This is a genomic window from Enterobacter cloacae complex sp. IR5459 (assembly GCF_049238005.1).
GTDB lineage: Bacteria > Pseudomonadota > Gammaproteobacteria > Enterobacterales > Enterobacteriaceae > Enterobacter > Enterobacter hormaechei_C.
Window position 1 is genome coordinate 44,571 of sequence record NZ_JBMKIG010000005.1, and the last position, 17,894, is coordinate 62,464.

Annotated in this window: 11 protein-coding genes and 1 pseudogene; 1 reads left to right on the top strand and 11 read right to left on the bottom strand. The window is 55.3% G+C overall.

Annotated features, from left to right (window positions below):
- Window positions 1–3: 3 nt before the first annotated feature.
- The 10 genes and pseudogenes from ACOTX4_RS11970 to ACOTX4_RS12015 form a co-directional block, all read right to left on the bottom strand.
- Window positions 4–2,175, bottom strand: a complete 2,172-nt coding sequence (locus tag ACOTX4_RS11970; RefSeq protein ID WP_045333110.1) for a hypothetical protein — start codon at window positions 2,173–2,175, stop codon at window positions 4–6.
- 14 nt (window positions 2,176–2,189) lie between these two features.
- Window positions 2,190–4,631, bottom strand: a complete 2,442-nt coding sequence (locus ACOTX4_RS11975) for a type VI secretion system Vgr family protein (protein ID WP_080472477.1) — start codon at window positions 4,629–4,631, stop codon at window positions 2,190–2,192.
- Complete coding sequence (gene tssH, locus ACOTX4_RS11980; protein WP_063937623.1) at window positions 4,628–7,273, bottom strand: type VI secretion system ATPase TssH; 2,646 nt, start codon at window positions 7,271–7,273, stop codon at window positions 4,628–4,630. Before tssH ends, ACOTX4_RS11975 begins: the two co-directional genes overlap by 4 nt.
- Window positions 7,274–7,446: 173 nt before the next feature.
- Complete coding sequence (gene hcp / locus ACOTX4_RS11985) at window positions 7,447–7,938, bottom strand: type VI secretion system effector Hcp (protein ID WP_009653685.1); 492 nt, start codon at window positions 7,936–7,938, stop codon at window positions 7,447–7,449.
- Between the two features lie 5 nt (window positions 7,939–7,943).
- Window positions 7,944–9,650 (bottom strand): OmpA family protein, encoded by a 1,707-nt coding sequence (locus ACOTX4_RS11990; RefSeq protein WP_045333112.1) that lies wholly within the window; start codon window positions 9,648–9,650, stop codon window positions 7,944–7,946.
- Window positions 9,647–10,336, bottom strand: a complete 690-nt coding sequence (gene tssL / locus ACOTX4_RS11995) for a type VI secretion system protein TssL, short form (protein WP_045333113.1) — start codon at window positions 10,334–10,336, stop codon at window positions 9,647–9,649. Before tssL ends, ACOTX4_RS11990 begins: the two co-directional genes overlap by 4 nt.
- Window positions 10,333–11,673, bottom strand: a pseudogene (gene tssK, locus ACOTX4_RS12000) (type VI secretion system baseplate subunit TssK). The gene tssL and the pseudogene tssK overlap by 4 nt, the downstream one beginning before the upstream one ends.
- Before the next feature lie 15 nt (window positions 11,674–11,688).
- Window positions 11,689–13,224 carry a type VI secretion system contractile sheath large subunit gene (gene tssC / locus ACOTX4_RS12005; RefSeq protein ID WP_045333152.1) on the bottom strand — a complete coding sequence of 512 codons (1,536 nt, stop codon included), beginning with the start codon at window positions 13,222–13,224 and terminating at the stop codon, window positions 11,689–11,691.
- Between the two features lie 40 nt (window positions 13,225–13,264).
- Window positions 13,265–13,756, bottom strand: coding sequence for a type VI secretion system contractile sheath small subunit (gene tssB / locus ACOTX4_RS12010; protein ID WP_003856899.1), 492 nt, complete (start codon window positions 13,754–13,756; stop codon window positions 13,265–13,267).
- A 614-nt stretch (window positions 13,757–14,370) separates the two neighbouring features.
- The gene (locus tag ACOTX4_RS12015; protein ID WP_022651337.1) at window positions 14,371–15,987 is read right to left on the bottom strand and encodes a peptide ABC transporter substrate-binding protein; all 1,617 of its coding nucleotides are present in this window, start codon (window positions 15,985–15,987) and stop codon (window positions 14,371–14,373) included.
- Window positions 15,988–16,170: 183 nt separating this feature from the next.
- Between ACOTX4_RS12015 and mpaA the strand changes: the two genes are divergently transcribed.
- Window positions 16,171–16,884 carry a murein tripeptide amidase MpaA gene (gene mpaA / locus ACOTX4_RS12020; RefSeq protein WP_022651338.1) on the top strand — a complete coding sequence of 238 codons (714 nt, stop codon included), beginning with the start codon at window positions 16,171–16,173 and terminating at the stop codon, window positions 16,882–16,884.
- On the opposite strand, the gene ycjG is transcribed toward mpaA, so the two are convergent.
- Window positions 16,875–17,840 carry an L-Ala-D/L-Glu epimerase gene (ycjG, locus tag ACOTX4_RS12025; RefSeq protein WP_022651339.1) on the bottom strand — a complete coding sequence of 322 codons (966 nt, stop codon included), beginning with the start codon at window positions 17,838–17,840 and terminating at the stop codon, window positions 16,875–16,877. The two genes, mpaA and ycjG, sit on opposite strands and share 10 nt — an antisense overlap.
- Between the last annotated feature and the right edge of the window lie 54 nt (window positions 17,841–17,894).

Consider the following 17,894-nt stretch of genomic DNA (forward strand, 5'->3'; position numbering starts at 1 on the left):
AATTTACGTCCTATGATTATATCCTTCTGGAAAGTCCAAAACAAAACTTCCAGAAGCATTCGGGAATTTATTTTCAGTTAAAATAGCAATGGCAACTCCGTAGGCACAGCATCTTGAATCGAATCCATTTAGTGAGCGATGGTAAAGTGAACCGATCCTTCCAGGTAAATTAACTGCGGCACTTGCTTTCCAAAAACTAGGACTTCGGTAGTAATACTTAATTCCTAAGTTTGAATTAACAGAAACCCTCTCTAAAACATGCTCCTCATCGGCATATTTAGCCATCTTATTTTTTACCCAATAAAACCCAGCGCTATCTGCAGCTAATGTACCTTGTGAATCACTAATCTCGCTCCTTAGTCCTATAAACTCTGTTGGAAGCGTAGGGAAGTGGCGATCTTGCAATGTCGCATTAGATCTATTCGCAGGTGGTTGTGCTGCAATTAATGCATATGAGTTAACCAAACTACGTTTTAATTGATCCTGAACTACCTTGCCAATATATTTAAAATAATTTAGATAGTTTTCTGGATTAGTTAATTGCAAAAAACCGCGTCCGTACCACGGGGCGTACCAGAGGTTACTGCCATTTCCTTCATGAAGGGTACTTAACCAGCCTGTTTCTTGTATTGCATTACCTAAAAAGCAAGAAATCCTAAAGGGCGTATTAATACAATACTTTCTCATCGAGGAATTTAAATTTGAAATCTGGTTACTTAAAATTGAGCCCGGCGTTCTTAAATTCGTATTAATTGCCTCCCAAACAAACCGGTCTCTGCCAGATTGCCGCAGTGCATGGCTAGGTACTATTTGTTTCATTTCACAGAAACTTAACCATCCACAGTTTCTCAAATGTTTAATGAATGTTTTTGGCTCAAAATGCCACAGCCTTCCATTACTCAATGCTCCGGAATCAAAGCACAACGCTTCTGCATGAGCCTTAAATTTTGCATAATCTCCTTCCGTCATCGGAGCACGCTTGTCATTCCCCGTTTTCAGCCATGAAAAACGGGTATCGAACGTACTTTTTTCCCATTCGAACGGGAAATGACAGATTAACTTTCCACACTGATTATTGTACTCACCGTCCTCCTGCAGTTTCCTGATTATGGCTGAGCTACACTGACTATTACTGTCAGTATCGTCATCAACCAGCTGCCAGCCCGTCCAGTGAGGAAAATCAGCGTCACTGAATTTTTTAATATTCGGATCAGCGAGATTGACCACCCCTTTGCCACCCGGATAACTGACCGTCATCCATAATGGCGCATCTGCCGGTACCAGCGTTTCATGCTCCGTATTGATCACCCGGCCAAAACGAAGCAGCTCAAACCCGGCGCTGGGGCTTTCCTTATAATTCCGCATCGCGGTGTTATAGAGATTATATTCGTAGTCCTCTCCGTCAGCATTCACCAGAGGGTCGCCCAGCAGGTCATACTTCCCGTCAGTCTGCGTATTTTTCTGCCGGGTCACCATCGTGCAGCTGCCCTGTGCCAGCGTCATACTGGCATACAGAGGCGCACTGCTGGTATACAGCTCAGAAAGCCCGGTTATGGAAGTACTGTTATTTGCGGGTGCCTTATCATAAAACTTCGTTCCGGCCGGAAGATAAAAGTGAATATCTCCGTAAACGGCATCAGTCCGGCCATCTTTCGACACGTCCAGTTCACGGGTCGTTCTGCCCGTCAGCTTGCTGATATTGTTGTCATCACAGAAAATCTGGAAATGGAATTCATTCCGTCCACTGCACGTGCCTGAAGAGCCCAGGGGGGCTTTACGGTATATTTTTGCATCCTGCTTTATTTCTGCCTCCAGAAATTTCATATGCATGCACAGTGAATAGAATACGACCTTCCCGTCATCTCCGCTTCCTGTCTCCGTTTCATGCTTCAGCAACACATAGCCGTCATCTGTCGGTCCGAGATAATTGAGTGGTTCTGCATCTTTAGACGGCGATGGCTGGCGGAACGAAACAACCACGCCATCAGCAATTGCCCGTATTTTTTCATTAGGCATTCCTTCGTCTGTATGTGTGATGTGAACACCTCCATGCCAGGATTCTGCTCCGTTCAACGGGAATCCCTGGTCTGGATTAACCGGCATCATTGCGCCAGTCCAGTCGGCATCAGACTGGGATGCAGTTCTGTTTCTCAGAAACGGTGGGCTGATAATCATGTTATGACTCCGTGTCAGTAAAAAAGGAAATAACTGGCTGGCTCTGCTGCTTCCGGAGCAGCAGGACCAGTACCCGGGACATCTTCGTCTTTGTCTGGTTTTTCTTGCTGGTTGTTACCGGAGCTGGCAGGTTCTGCTGCTATCGGGGCAATACTCGGGAAATCTTCTGGTTTATTTGCCTTCTGCTGCCGGTCATAAAATCCCGCCCGTGTCCGGTAATCCCCGAGCGTCGCCGCCTCAATCGCATTCGCATCCAGTGTGATATAGCTCCCGCCACCATTCAGCGTGATCTTCTTCTTCGCAAGGATTTTGATTTCATCTTCCGTGCTGACGATGCTGATTTCCTTGCGGGCCAGTAATTCCATCAGGTCGTTCTGTGCCTGTACCTGCACCGGCCCCTGGTTCGCGATAAGCTTTATTCCCAGCTTGCGCACAAACACGCACAGGGCACTGCCCACCCCGATGAACAGATTTTTCACCACGCTGACGTCCGCATTTTTACCGGCTGTGGCAATCAGGTTCTGCCCGGCCGAGACCTGCAGGTGTTGTCCGCTGGTCAGCGCCATACCGTCCGGTGCACTCATCAGCAGTACCGATTTTTTAAGGTCCGTCAGATGCTGCTCCAGCAGGGCGATTTGCGCCTGAAGGTCTGCCGGGTTCGCGGTCGCCTGCTGCGCATCACCGGAGATGGATGTCATCTGCTCCCGGGCATCGCCGAGATTGCTGACCGCCGGCGCCATCTCCAGCACCTGGCCCTGCGCCTTCGCCTGGCCGTCAGCACTGATAAAAATCCCTTTCTGCGCCCGGATGGCGCCCCAGCTGTCCGTCCTGAGCTCAAACCCCTCACCGCGCTGCTGTTTCTCGCTGTCGACCAGGTGGCCGAGATTGAGCTGGCTCTTGCCGCCGTACTCCGTACTGACCTTGATATGCTCTTTCCCGCGCTCGTCGTCGAGGCGGATTTTGTTGTTCGCCGGCGTGCGCAGGACGTTACGTTTGTAGTTGCGGATGGTGACGTGGTCACCGTGCGCCGAGTCGTGCAGCACGCCGGCAATGTACGGCCGGTCCGGGTTGCCGTCCTCAAAACCAATCGCCACCTCGGTACCCGCCAGCAGCGGCAGGTGCAGGCCGTACGTGTCCCCTGCGTACGGCCGGGACTGACGGACCCACAGGCTCTCGAACCCGGTCTCCCAGTTCTCACGGTCAAACAGCATGTTGACGCGGTAGCGGCCGTCTTTATCGATATGCCCGTAGATGTCATTTTCAGTGGTACTGGTGACGCGGGCCGGTAAGGTACCGGCCATCACCGGACGTGAACCAGGCTCAGGGCGGAAACTGAAATCCGGGCTGTCCGGAATACCGTCAAACCTGACGCAAAAGTCCGCATCACGCTGCGCATGGCTGTGCATCGCCGTGACAACCACGCCCTGCGCAAACACTTCTGCCACTTCGTACCCGCCTTTGACTTTCAGCAGCATACCCGGAGAGAGCTCCGGGCAGCTGGTGAAGGCAACGGTTTGCGTCTGGCCATTCAGGTAGCGTTCGTGACGAATGCGGGCATAAAACGCCCCGGACTCCGCTGCCGGGTTGCGGTCATATGCGCTGCCCGGCGTCAGGTAGTTATCCGCCCAGTGATAGGCCTCACCGTAGGTGGTGGTATCCCCGCGGGTTGCGTCAACCCGGGTGTTCATATCCCCCGAGGCCTGACGGTAGTTGTAGTCGCGGGTGCTGACCTCCTTCTGTACCACGTTATGGTGGCACTCCATATCCCACACCGAGTCCACCCCCTGCGAGTGCTGCCCTGACGGCGGCACCGACGGCAGCGTCAGGCCTTTCTCATATCCCTGCCGGCTGTCGTAAAACTCCACCACGTCAATGTTGAGGCGCGTGTCGGTGGTGAAGCGGAACCAGATACCGACCTCACCCAGCAGGCGGGTGATAAAGTGCAGGTCGTCCTCAGCGTACTGCATCACCTGCTCACGGCGCGGATACTCTTTACTCAGTGAGAACAGGAAGTCCTGGCCGCGCATGCCGTGGCGCTCGCGCAGGATTTTCTCCACAATCTGCGGGACGGACATGTCCTGGTAGACGGCGTTCTGGTGCGAACGGCTGAGCAGGGCCAGACGCGGCTCAAGCGTCACTGCGTAACGGGTTTCATCCTTTGAGGTACCCAGACGTTCAAAACCCGTGACCACGCCCTGAATCACCCGCACCGGCTGCTGTATTTTGATGCCGTAACCTTGGTCAACCGGGGCCTGAAGCGTCAGGGAAGCCGCTTTCATCAGCATCATCTCTTTGCTGATGGCATGGTCCGCGCTGGTGAATTCAGTACGGTAGCTGAACGGTGTGCTCAGGGCTTCATCACCCTCAAACGCCAGTACATCAAGCCCTGCATCGCAGCCCTTCACCGACAGCAGGTGATGGCTGTGGCTGAATCGTAAGGGAAGATTACTGCTCATGCATGCTCACCTTCTGTCCGGTCAAACTCGAGCACTATGCCCTCTTCCTCATCCCAGCCCAGCGTCAGGGTATGCGGCTTCTGCCCCGCTGCCATATGGCTCAGCAGCTGCTGGCTCAGCACAGGCAGAATCTGCTGGTTCAGCAGGCTGTCGATATTGCGCGCACCGGTATCCGGCAGCAGGCAGGCGGCAGTCAGTGCGTCGTACAGGCTTTCGCTGATATGGGTAGTCATACCGTAGTGACGGTTGAGGCGTCTGCTCACCTGATTCAGCTTCATCTCCACAATGGTACGCATCGCTGCCTTTGCCAACGGACGGTAAATCACCGTCTGGAAGCGCGCCAGCAGCGCGGGCTGGAAGTGGTCCCGCAGGACAGGACGCAGCAGTTCATGCAGGTCCGGCTCTGTCGCCTCCGGCTGTTCATCCAGCAGCTGCATGATGAGGTCGCTGCCGAGGTTGGAGGTCATCAGAATCACCGTGTTGCGGAAGTCAATTTCCCGCCCCTCGCCGTCGCGCATGAAGCCCCGGTCAAAGACCTGGTAGAACAGGTTCATCACATCCCGGTGCGCCTTTTCCACTTCATCCAGCAGCACCACGCTGTACGGGCGCTTACGGACGGCTTCGGTCAGAATGCCGCCCTGGCCGTAACCCACGTAGCCCGGAGGTGAGCCCTTGAGCTGCGAGACGGTGTGTGGCTCCTGGTATTCCGAAAGGTTGATGGTGATAAGGGACTTCTCGCCGCCGAACAGTTCATCGGCCAGCGCCAGGGCGGTTTCGGTCTTGCCGGTGCCGCTCGGCCCCACAAGCAGGAACACGCCCTGCGGGCCGTTCTCCGGCGCCAGACCGGTTTTGCTGGCGCGCAGGCGCTGCGCAATGGCATTCAGTGCACTGTCCTGACCGACAACGCGTTTCGCCAGACTGTGCTCAAGGCTCAGCAGTTCCGTCTGCTCGTCCTTCATCAGGGAAGAGAGCGGTACGCCCGTCCAGTCGGCGATAACGGTGGCGACGGTACGCGCGTCCACATCCAGCCCCAGCAGCGGGGTATTCTGCTGCACGGCAGTAAGCTGCATCTGAAGGTCCGCAATCTCCCCCTGACGGGAGATATCCGTGCGGCAGGCAAGCAGTTCTTCCGTGAGTTTCAGCTCCTGGCCGTACCGGGTTTCCCGTTCGTCGAGCTGCAAAATGATGGCGACTTCTTCCTCTCCGATGGCAGCCAGACGTTCGCCGTGGGCGGTATTGCCCACCGCGATATCCTCCAGCAGCGCCTGCTTTTCCATAGCCAGTGCCGTGAGCTGCGCCTTCATGCGGGTCAGCGGCTCCGGAATAGTGTCGAGGCTCATACGGACACGGGCAGAGGCGGTATCCAGCAAATCCACCGCCTTGTCCGGAAGCTGGCGTCCGGTCAGATAGCGTCTGGACAACGTGACGGCGGCTTTAACCGCTTCATCGGTAATATGCACGCCATGGTGCTCCGCGTAGCGTGACTTGAGTCCGCGCAGCATCAGGCAGGCGGTGTCGTCGTCCGGTTCATCAACTTTAACCATCTGGAAACGACGCTCCAGCGCGGCGTCGCGCTCAAAGTACTGTTTGTACTCGCTCCAGGTGGTGGCGGCGATGGTTCTGAGCTCACCCCGGGCGAGCGCCGGTTTCAGCAGGTTGGCCGCATCGGCGCCGCCCGCCTGGTTGCCCGCGCCGATAATGGTGTGCGCCTCGTCAATAAAGAGCAGAACCGGCAGGGGTGACTGCTGCACCGCGTCGATGATGTTTTTCAGGCGCTGCTCGAATTCCCCCTTCACACCCGCCCCGGACTGTAACAGGCCGAGGTCAAGGGTGCGCACCGAGACCGGCTTCAGCGCGTCCGGCACATTGCCCTCATGAATGCGCAGCGCCAGTCCCTCCACGAGCGCGGTCTTGCCGACTCCCGGTTCGCCGACCAGAATCGGGTTGTTCTTGCGGCGCCGGGAAAGAATGTCCACCATCTGGCGGATTTCATTGTCGCGGCCACAGACCGGGTCGATTCTGCCCTCACGGGCGCGGGCGGTGACGTCGAGGGTGAACCTGTCCAGCGCATTCTGCAACGCCGGGTTCAGCTCTCCTTTTATATCCGCATTCACCGGACGGCCGACAAACTCCACCTCATCACCCTGCGTAAGCTCCGCTTCCTGCTGCACCTCCGGGCGTTCATCCGACTGCGCATCCAGAAGTCCACGCAGGCGCTCAAGCTGGCTCTGCGCCAGCGTCAGCAGCGGCCACAGGCCGTCGCAGCGCAGCAGTTTCGGTTTTTCCACCAGCGCCATCAGGAGGTGAATGCTGCGGATATGCTCTTCCCCCGCCAGCGAGGCGTGCAGCCAGGCGTCCTGCATCAGTGACTGCACGCCCTCCGAAAGCTGCGGACGGCTGCGCACTGACCGTGGCAGGCTGTCCAGAAAACCCAGCATATCCTGCCATATCGTATCCATATCCCATTCGTAGCGCCGCGCCAGCACCGTCAGGTCGCCCTCACCCTGCTCCAGCAGTTTCAGCAGCCAGTGCTCAGGCAGTATTTCCGCATGGGCGCGGGTCTGGCACAGGGAAGCGGCCCCTTCCATCGCGCGGGCACAGTAAGGGTTAAGACGGCGTAACAGGATGGCTGGATTTTCCATGAGACTCTCTCTTTATCAGTTCCGGACACGCTACCGCCCGTCGCTGTTCCCTGTTATTCAGGAACCCAAAGCGCATCAGGTCGGGCAGGCAGATTGTGTTTTTCTTTGCTGACCACCCGTCAGTGCAGGCGCTCAGCAAAAAAAGCAGACGGCTGACCGTCTGCTCAGGGCTCTTACGCAGTGGCGCGTTCGTTCCAGGAATCGGAATGAATGATGTTGCCGTCCTTGTAGGTCCAGGTGATTTTTTCGTAGCGCAGTTCAATCTGCTCGAGGTGGTTGTGCTTCTCGAAAGCAGGATCCTTGATGTCATGCATCTTCGGATTCACTTTCACCAGCTTCACGTTCTCAAGCTTCGTGTTGAAGTACTCCACTTCCTGGCCTGCGTCATTGATTCTGTACCATTTGAACTCGGCCGATTTCAGGGTCTGGCCGGTCGTCACCGCCTTGTACAGGTACGGGCTGGAGGAGTCGATTTCCTTGGTGAACAGGAAAGGCGTGTGGATACGGGTGCCGGTCAGCTTGCCGGTATTGTTATCGGTCGGGATGTACAGGTTGTGCTCCTGGGCCACCACTTCGATACTGCCTTCACGATCCTGAACGTCCACGGACCCTTTGATGTCCGCGCCGCCGTCGTCCTTCAGCCACAGATAGACTGGAATTGCCATGTTAATTACTCCGTTACATTGTTATCAGCGCCATCATCCTGCGATGACGCATGGGTCTTGCCCGGCGCCTGACAGGCATTCGCCTGCGGTACCAGACTGATTTCGACACGGCGGTTCAGCGCCCGGCCTTCAGCCGTGTCGTTGGTGGCGACAGGACGGCTTTCACCATAGCCCTGCACCGCAAAACAGCTCTCCGGCACGTCGCCGGTATCCCGCATCCAGTCGCGCACCGACTCCGCGCGCTTAAGCGACAGCACCTGGTTGGACGGGTCATCCCCGGTGCTGTCGGTATGGCCCGCCACCACAATCAGCCAGCCGGGCTTCGCCTTGATCCCCACCAGTGAGTTCACCAGCAGCTTTGTTGAGGCGGGTTTAAGCGCCCACTTTCCGGTATCGAACAGCGACATGCTGTCGAGGCGGACAATTTTCGGTGCCGGTTTGAGTTCCGGTTCAGGCGGCGGAGGCGGAGGCACATAAGAGCGAATCGCATTCAGCACTGGCATACGCAGACGTCCGCCCTGATACAGACCCAAACTCAGCCGGGCCGGTACACCGTTACGTGCATGGTCGTCCAGCAATGCCGCATCCTCGCGCAGCACGGCAACGGCGTCAGCTTTCGGCCCGGAGTCATTCATCGGTATACGTTCATAGCGTGCAATATCGAAGCTCACGCGTTGCAACAGCTGGCGATTATTCCAGCCACTGCTGAGTAGCGCAGCAATGGTCGCCAGCGTGAAGATTCCGAGCGCACCGCGCCAGGTTCGACCATGCGGTGTCAGGCCTCGTCCTTCTGGCAGTAAAGGGAGGACAAAATTCGGGAACAGGGAAATAACCGTACTGTCCGTTCCCGCCGGCTGCCAGCCAGACACCTGCTGCATCGCAGTATGGCGGGACAACCACGCTGTCCAGACAGAGGTGGCCATGCTTCCGGTCAGGATCGGGCCCAATCCCCACAGAACCGCAACAGGTTCAATGACAGGAATATCGGGGTTTTCATCCATAAGGACAGCCTGGACGTGCTGTTGGAACCAGCTCATCAGACTGTTCATCAGCACCTGTTGCTGCATCGCAGGCGTTCCGCCAGTATTAACCCATTCAGCAACTGAGCCAGGCGCTGAAGTCCCACTCCAGACCTTTACCCCTTCCCCCAGGATCGCCGTCTGCCAGAGCATGTCATTCATCATCGCACTGCCGACCTGTCCATTCAGAACCAGTGGCACAGAATGGCCGGTTGCTTTACGCAACCGGCTAATCTGCCAGCGCAAGGCAAGCAAACGACTGGTAAGGCGCTCACTGTCAGGTTGCTGCTGCGGACAAACACTGACCATCACTGACAGCTGACGTCCCCAGTCGGGGCGCAACCACAGTACCTGACGGGCGGCCTGCTCCAGTTCCAGATGATCCTCCACACGGATCCAGCAGCCCTGCGTGACGGTAAGCACAGGTGACTGATGCGGCCAGGCAAGCGGCAGATCGCCACAGACCAGTACCACGGGCTGGCAATAATTGGCTTCAGGCAGGTCCTCCAGACACAGGGTGAAATCGTGCTGCACGCGACGGCAGGAGACAGCCCAGAACGCTATGATGAGTCCCAATACCGCCAGCAGGACGAGAATGGAAACCAGACGGGATGCTGGCAGAAACCACAGGCAGACCACTGCACTCAGCAGGGCAGCCCAGAGCGCAAGCCCGCGCTGTTGTGCAGGGCTCATTTCACAGCTCCCGGCAGCAGGGTAAGCAGTGTCTTATCCAGCCAGCAATCCAGTCCCCACCATAATGCGGTGACCACCACCACACTCAGGCCAATGCGCATAGGCCATGATGCCAGCCACCCCCCTATCCCCCGTCCGGCATGGCTTTCCGCCAGAATGGGATGGGGTTGTGAATAGCTAAACGGCGCAACATATTCATTCAGTGCATTCATGAGCTTCTGCCGCTCAGGATCGTTCAGGGAGCGGAAGTTGCCGAGGAATCCGAGCATCATGACTCGCTGGAAGCAGGTCACAACGGCGTGGTCAGGAGCCGGTTCACGCAGCACATCACGCATCCGATCGCATAACGTGTCACCGGCGTCCATGGTGCCAAGAAAGTATCCCTGTAAGGGAATGTCATACCACTGTACACAGGCGTCATCCTCTACACCGCGACCTTTGACCGCCTCATCAAGCAGCGCACACTGTGCCGTAAGAATATGCTGGCAGCTGGCTTCATCGAGTTCGCTCGCTTTCAGTTCTCGCTGCACACGCCCGACATCATCAATGCAGCGCTCCCAAAGCGTACGACCTTCCCCGTCCTGGAATGTCGGGCCGTGACGCAGACTGATCACCTGTAGCCAGGTGTCCTGTAACAGGGCATCAATATCAATGAACGCGGCGGTAGCGCGTTTACGATCATTCATGTTCTCAGTACCGCAAAGAGTTCAAGTTCAGGCTCGGCGAGCATTCCCGGAACGTAAAACATACAGGTGCCGCTCTGGAACATTTCGATGGCCAGAGGATGAGAGACATCAAGGCTGAAATACTGATTTTCCAGACGTAGTGGAATGGCTGCCGGCACATGGCGCAGCGGCATCAGAGGGACGCCCACCCGCGATGAATTGACGATACTCCTGACATGATCGGGACTGCCGACCTTGCACTGGCGCGGGAACTGCTCCTGCAATTGTGCCACCGGCATCGGTGAACGCACGGAGAGGTAATAATCAGCCCCTTCGCGCAGACGTGGATCATGCAGACGGGCCTGCCAGAAGTGAAGCCGGTCATCATGCTCAAGCTCAATTGCCACCACCCGCGACGGCAGGCTGGCTTCCAGAAGATCGCCAAGTAAATCAAACAGCGGCGGGAAGACGTTATTCAGCTGCTCATGCTGCCATGCCGGGATCGCACTGACCTGATGCTCCAGCGAGAATGTCAACAGGCTGCCTGCAAGCCTTGCCAGCTCCGGATAGAGACGCTCAGGCGGGCTTTGCGGGTGGCGCTGAAACTGACCCAGCACGGGCTCAGCACTGTTCAGGGCATTGAGCAGCCAGAACAATGAAACATCGGCTACGGCAAAATCCGCCATGCGCTCATTACTTTCCCGGCGCATGTCCATCAGGCGGCCCAGACGGGCGCGCAGTTGCGTCAACAGTTGCTCCAGCTGGGTCATCAGCCAGCGACTGCCCAGTAACGCCAACAGCGGCGGAAGGTATGTCTCATCAAGTGCCTAGTTCCCCTGCGAATCTTGTTGCAGGCGGGCAACCGGACAGGTCAGGTAATCGCTGTTGTTCTGATGGGCAAATCGCAACGTCAGCTCTGGCCGCATCACTGCAATCTGGCGGGTATCATCGCCAAAAAGGTTGCGGACATCCCGCCAGCGCTGGCGATAGCGAACAGGACGCGCGGCCACCTCATCGGGCTTAAGGCAGTTGCCACCATTCGCGCGCAGCAGCGGAAGAGCCAGAACCACCACCACGTCCTGTGTTTCACTCTCAAGCGCCAGCACCGGTGGCAGGTCGTCAGCATTATCCGTATCGATTAATGTCCCGTCAGGGAACCGGAGGTGCAGATGACGGGCCTGTAGACGGCCCAACTTCAGTACATCCGATTCGAAAGTGGCATTAATCACCCCCCAGGGATGGGAGAGACCCAGTCGGGCGATACATTCCGCAGACCAGGCCGCATAGGCGGCCTGTTGCTGGAAGTGCTGGGGAGAGACCATCTGGCCCCTGCCCCATAACGGTTGTTCCGTTTTCATGCTTCCTGCCTTACGTTACGCTTTCGCTTTCGGCATCTGGCTCACCAGAGACAGGTTCACATCCATGCCTTCCACCTGGAAGTGCGGCACCGCAAACAGCTTCACGCGGAAGAAACCCGGGTTGTCTTCGATATCTTCCACCACCACTTTCGCCTCACGCAGCGGATGAGAAGCCTGCAACTCATCGCCCGGATCGGTCATTTCCGTCACCAGACTACGCACCCAGGTGTTGAGCTCCAGCTCCAGCAGACGGCGGTCCTTGGTGGTGCCGATGTTCTCGCGCTGAATGAGCTTCAGGTAGTGCGCAATACGCGACAGCAGGAAGATGTACGGCAGACGGGCGTTAATGCGGCTGTTGGCCGTGGCATCTGCGGTGTCGTAAAGCGCCGGTTTCTGCGCGGAGTTCGCCGAGAAGAAGCAGGCATAGTCGCGGTTTTTGTAATACGAGAGCGGGATAAAGCCGAGGTTGGCAAACTCAAACTCGCGGGTCTCCGGGATCATCACCTCAGACGGGATTTTCACCTGGTTGCCGGTGCCCAGATCGTACAGATGAATAGGCAGGTCTTTCACCGCCCCGCCCGCCTGCGGGCCACGGATCTGCACGCACCAGCCGTTATTGATGAAGCTCTTCACCATGTTTGACGCGAAGGAGAACGACGCGCTGGTCCACAGGTATTTCTCGTGATCCGGGCCTTTCACCTGCTCAACGTAGTTAAAGCTGCGTACAGGTACGGTGTCCGGGCCATACGGCAGACGCCCCAGCACGCGCGGCATCACGAGGCCGATGTAGCGGGCGTCGTCGGTGTCGCGGAAGGATTTCCACTTGATGTACTCCGCGCGGTCGAAGTAGTTGCCGATATCCTTAATTGCAGCCACCTCTTCCATGGAGTCTTTCAGAAAGAATTTCGGACCGACAGAGCCAATAAACGGCATATGTGCGGCAGCTGACACTTTAGAGATGTTGCGCAGTAGCGCCACATCCTGCGGGCTGGCGTCAAATTCATAGGATGAAATCACGGAGCCAATCGGCTCGCCGCCCGGGGTGTCGTATTCGGCGGTATAGGTGTGCCAGTAGAGGCCGCTCTGGATAAGTTCCGGCGCGTCTTCAAAGTCCTGACGCAGATCTTCTTTCGACACATCCAGAATTTCGGTTTTCACGTTCTGGCGGTAGTCGGTGCTGTCCACCAGCTGCTTCAGGCCGCGCCACAGGGACTCCACCTTCTGGAACTCCTGGTGATGCATTACGGCATCCAGCTGACGGCTAATCTGGAAATCCAGTTCGGCGATATGGTGGTCAATCAGCGTTTTGTCGAGCTTCTCCACCGGCTGACCGGATTTGCGGATGCAGTCCATAAACACCTGCATCGCCGCCGTCAGGCGTTCACCCGCCGGAGCGTCAGAAAGCGCGGCGTCATCCAGAAACGCATTGATATCCCCCAGGCTGGAGGCCGGGGTCAGGTTGATTTTTTCAAACAGGGAGGCGTAAACGCCCTCTTTTTCCAGTACGGTGGTCTGCCCCTGCGCGGAGGCGGTTTCAGTATTTACAGACATCAGCATATTCCCGGTTAATCCATTAAATTACACATGCCGCTTATTTCGGGGCCAGTGCACTCATTTCGTCGCGTAATTCCTGAGACAGCGCCGGGTCTTTAAGAATTTTCTCGAGTTCTTTTCTGAAAGTGGCGTTATCAAGGAGATTGGATTTGAGGTCGCGTAATAAATTACGCATGGCCAGCATGGCGCGGAGCTGGGGGATCTGGCGGGCAACCTGTTCAGGTTCGAAATCCTTAATATCGGAGAAATTCAGTTTTATGCTTTCTTCCGAACCATCCCCGGCCATTGTGTTAGGAACCGTCAGATTCACTTCCGGGTTAAATTCCGAAAGTACGCTGTTGAAGTTATTTTTATTGACGTTAATTTTCTCCCTTTCCGATAATGGGCGATTCTCTTTTCCATTACTGAAATCACCGACGGTGAGGAGTTTAAGCGGCAGTTCGATTTTCTTCTGCGCGCCACCTGTATGCAGAGCCAGCTTTAAGTTTATGCGTGCCTTGGGCACCTCATTCTGGAATGAATCGGCCATAGCAGTCCCTTTCTTTAAAAGAAATAAATGTTAAGTGAGTGACGTTTCTTTACAAAACCATATTAGAGCAAAAGCCCATTTAAAATCAACTTCTCAGATCAAAGATCTACCATTGGACTTTTCTTAAGAATATTCCACTAAATTATTGTACTCATAAATGCCATAGATACATGACATACAGTAAAAATTAACTATTTATTCACATTAATTTGGCAGGAATGACTGCTTAGTTTGGAAATATTGAACTTATTATTCCATGAGGTTGAATAATTGATTTACATCAATGCATTTATTAACACAACTCGTAACAGCGCAGAGAAATAAGGTTTTAATTCAATAAATAGCCTGAATATGAAAAAATCCTGTATCGGACAAATTTAATCTTAAAAACAGTAATGACTATACTGCTACAGGAATGGCGAATAAATGACTACGCGTTTTTCGATAAACGGGAGAAAGAATCTCTCTGAAGATATTCATCATGACAATGAGTGATGGGCTGATATGAAGGGGATATTCGGTAATAACCAGGCTGTAAAATCATGCCCCCTGAGAGCGGGCGCTTATGCAGTTAATGGATGTTTACCATAATCACGTAGCGCCCTGACCTCTTTTTAATGCTTTTCAATATACATTGTACGGCTGTACGCAACATCCTCTGGGTTATTTATCGGATAACCTTTAACCCATGGCTTGATGAGACGTCCATTGGTGTACTGATAAATAGGGGCAATCGGTGCTTTCTCGGTAAGGATCTTCTCGGCCATGTTGTAGTCGGCATTACGCGCTTTTTCAGTGGTTTCGAGCGTCGCCTGATGAATAATCTTATCGTAAGCAGGATCGTTGAATCGTGAGATATTCCCGCTATGGGAGGAGGTCAGCAGCGACAGGAATGTCGACGGCTCGTTGTAGTCCCCTACCCACGATGCACGGATGACGTCAAAATTCCCGGTATTGCGGCTGTCGATGTAGGTTTTCCACTCCTGATTCTGCAACTTAACGTCAACACCCAGATTTTTCTTCCACATGGATGCGACGGCAATCGCGATTTTCTGGTGGTTTTCAGACGTGTTATACAGCAGCGTTAATTTTAGCGGACGCTGAGGGCCATAGCCTGCCGCCTGCAACAATGTTTTCGCCTGCGCATTCAGCTCTTGCTGCGACATCTGCTCAAATGGCGAGGTTTCCGGCGTAAAGCCCGCAGTGACATCGGGAGTAAAATGCCAGGCCGGTTTCTCACCGGTCCCCAGGACTTTTTCCGCCATAATACGTCTGTCTATAGTCATGCTGAGCGCGAGACGTACGCGGGCATCCGCGGTTGGGCCTTTTTGCGTGTTAAACGCGTAGTAATAGGTCCCAAGCTGTGGCGGTGTATAAACTTGTCCCGGAATATCTTTAAGCAGCTTCTGGTACATGTTTTTCGGAAACGATTCTGTGATATCGATATCGCCCGCCAGATAGCGTTTGGTCGCCGAGGACTCCTGGTTGATCGGCACAAAGGTGACTTTTTTAAGCACCGTCCTGGCGTTATCCCAGTAATATGAATTCGGCTCAACCACCAGTTTTTCATTCACCACGCGATCTTTCAGCACATAAGCACCGTTGCCAATGAGCGCGCCAGGGCGCGTCCATTCCTTACCGCTCTCCACATTGGCCTTTTGAACAGGATAAAACGCGAAGTTAGCCGTCAGATTACTGAACCAGGGTAGCGGTTTGTCCAGCTGCACGCGCAGCGTTTTAGCATCGACCGCCGTCACGCCGAGCGTATCCGGAGCAGCTTTGCCGTCGATGATGGACTGGGCATTGTTAATGCCCGCCAGCGCCGCAAACCAGGCGAAAGGTGACGTTGTTTTAGGATCAACCAGACGACGCCAGCTATAGACAAAATCTTGTGCCGTCACTGGGGTACCGTCAGACCACTTAGCGTTATCCCGCAGCGTGAACGTCCAGACGCGGTTGTCATTGCTCTGCCAGCGCGTCGCCACGCCGGGAACTAACTCCCCTTTTTCGTTCTGATTTACCAGCCCTTCATAGAGGTCGCGAATCACCTGTATCTCGGGCAATCCCACCGCTTTTGCCGGATCGAGCGAAGCGGGCTCATCTTTGATATGTCGAACCAGCTCCTGCTTTTGCGCCAGAACCGTTCCTTCGGGAACCTCCGCGGCATATGAAAGTGAAGAAAGCCCGCACAGCCACAGCGCAGTACAAAGAAGCGAAACAGGATGCTTCATACGATCCCCTTAATGATGTCAGGTAACAGGCAGATGCGTAATTATTTGTTTCGAAACGGAGAAATGCAAATGCTTCCTCTGGAAAGTTGATGTCAGGCAATTTTCCACACACACGGAAACTATTTGATTAAGCGCGGCTTTTGCACAACACTGCCAGAAGTGACTTTATCATCAGGGTTTACTATGGCAACTACCCGACCAAGAACGGAACGCGGTGCCTTCCCGCCAGGAACTGAACATTATGGACGCTCATTTTTAGGCGCGCCGCTGATCTGGTTTCCGGCCCCCAAGGCCGATCGCAATAGCGGCTTAATCATTGCAGGCACGCATGGCGATGAAAACTCGTCTGTCGTGACGCTCTCGTGCGCGCTACGTACGCTGGCCCCCGATTTACGACGTCATCATGTGATTTTGTCCGTCAACCCGGACGGTTGTCAGCTTGGATTACGGGCGAATGCACGCGGCGTTGACCTGAACAGGAACTTCCCGGCGGCAAACTGGCGCGCCGGTGAAACGGTGTATCGCTGGAACAGTTCGGCGCAGGAGCGAGATGTGGTCCTGCTCACAGGAGACAAACCCGGTTCCGAACCGGAGACTCAGGCGCTGTGCCAGCTTATTCATAAGATCCACCCGGCCTGGGTTGTCTCTTTCCACGATCCCCTCGCCTGTATTGAAGATCCTCGTCATACGGCGCTCGGGCAGTGGCTGGCGGATGCGTTTGCTCTACCTCTGGTGAGCAGCGTTGGCTATGAAACACCCGGGTCGTTTGGCAGCTGGTGCGCAGACCTCAGCCTTCACTGTATCACCGCAGAGTTTCCGCCCATCTCCTCGGATGAAGCGAGCGAAAAATACCTGCGGGCGATGACAGATCTCCTGCGCTGGCAGCCTCAAAGATGAAGTACGCCGGAGGTAAAATTCAGCGCGGGTGAGACGTCAACCGCCAGCCAGGTTGGGCCGTCCAGATCGGCAAAGCGCACGCTGTTCACCAGCGGGAGCGCAGCGCCGATCGCTCTGGACGTACACAACATACAGCCCAGCATCAGAGCAAAGCCTTGCGCCTGCGCATCTTGTGCCAGAGCCAGAGCCTCGGTTAATCCACCTGTTTTATCCAGCTTAATGTTCACCATTTCGTAACGTCCCTTGAGGGCTGACAGGCTCTCACGGGTATGACAGCTTTCGTCTGCACAGACGGGAAGCGGATGAATAAAATTCGCCAGCGCGGCATCGTCTTCTGCCGGGAGGGGTTGCTCCAGCATGGCAACGCCCAGATCGGCAAGCAGCTGACAACGGGCTGCCAGCCCTTCGCTGTGCCATGATTCGTTCGCATCGACGATAAGAGTGGCATCAGGCACCGCCGCACGAATGGCGACCATGCGTTCGCTAATCAGACGATCGTCGAGCTTCACCTTTAATAATGTTGCACCGGTGGCATACAACGCCTGAGCGCTGGCGGCCATTTGCTCTGGTTCACCGATGACCACCGTTTGCGCGGTGACGATCGATTGCGGCAGCGCAACGTCCAGCAGCGCAGGCAGCGGTTTTTGTTGTTTCGCCGCTTCCAGACTCCAGAGTGCGCAGTCAATCGCGTTGCGTGCCGCGCCGGCCGGCAACCGAAGCTGAAGAGCCTCACGCGTCAGGCCCGCCTGCAACTCGGGCACTACCGTCATAATTTGCGCCATGACTGACGCCAGGCTTTCTCCGTAGCGAGGATAAGGGGTACATTCCCCGACGCCTTTTACGCCGTCCTCTTCACATTCAACCACGACCACGCAGGCCTCATTACGGCTGCCGCGCGAGATCACAAACGGGGTGTGCAATGGCCAGGCTTCTTCATAGACCTTAACGCTTCTCATCACTGACTCCTTGCAGGCCGGAAAGGCAGAAAATTGGTTTGCCGTGCTAACTGC

Excerpts from the sequence above, each read along its gene's own strand:
- tssH (WP_063937623.1), bottom strand. The coding sequence starts at position 7,273 with ATGGAAAATCCAGCCATCCTGTTACGCCGTCTTAACCCTTACTGTGCC.
- tssC (WP_045333152.1), bottom strand. The coding sequence starts at position 13,224 with ATGTCTGTAAATACTGAAACCGCCTCCGCGCAGGGGCAGACCACCGTA.
- ACOTX4_RS12015 (WP_022651337.1), bottom strand. The coding sequence starts at position 15,987 with ATGAAGCATCCTGTTTCGCTTCTTTGTACTGCGCTGTGGCTGTGCGGG.
- ACOTX4_RS11970 (WP_045333110.1), bottom strand. The coding sequence starts at position 2,175 with ATGATTATCAGCCCACCGTTTCTGAGAAACAGAACTGCATCCCAGTCT.
- mpaA (WP_022651338.1), top strand. The coding sequence starts at position 16,171 with ATGGCAACTACCCGACCAAGAACGGAACGCGGTGCCTTCCCGCCAGGA.
- hcp (WP_009653685.1), bottom strand. The coding sequence starts at position 7,938 with ATGGCAATTCCAGTCTATCTGTGGCTGAAGGACGACGGCGGCGCGGAC.
- ycjG (WP_022651339.1), bottom strand. The coding sequence starts at position 17,840 with ATGAGAAGCGTTAAGGTCTATGAAGAAGCCTGGCCATTGCACACCCCG.
- ACOTX4_RS11975 (WP_080472477.1), bottom strand. The coding sequence starts at position 4,631 with ATGAGCAGTAATCTTCCCTTACGATTCAGCCACAGCCATCACCTGCTG.
- tssB (WP_003856899.1), bottom strand. The coding sequence starts at position 13,756 with ATGGCCGATTCATTCCAGAATGAGGTGCCCAAGGCACGCATAAACTTA.
- tssL (WP_045333113.1), bottom strand. The coding sequence starts at position 10,336 with ATGAATGATCGTAAACGCGCTACCGCCGCGTTCATTGATATTGATGCC.
- ACOTX4_RS11990 (WP_045333112.1), bottom strand. The coding sequence starts at position 9,650 with ATGAGCCCTGCACAACAGCGCGGGCTTGCGCTCTGGGCTGCCCTGCTG.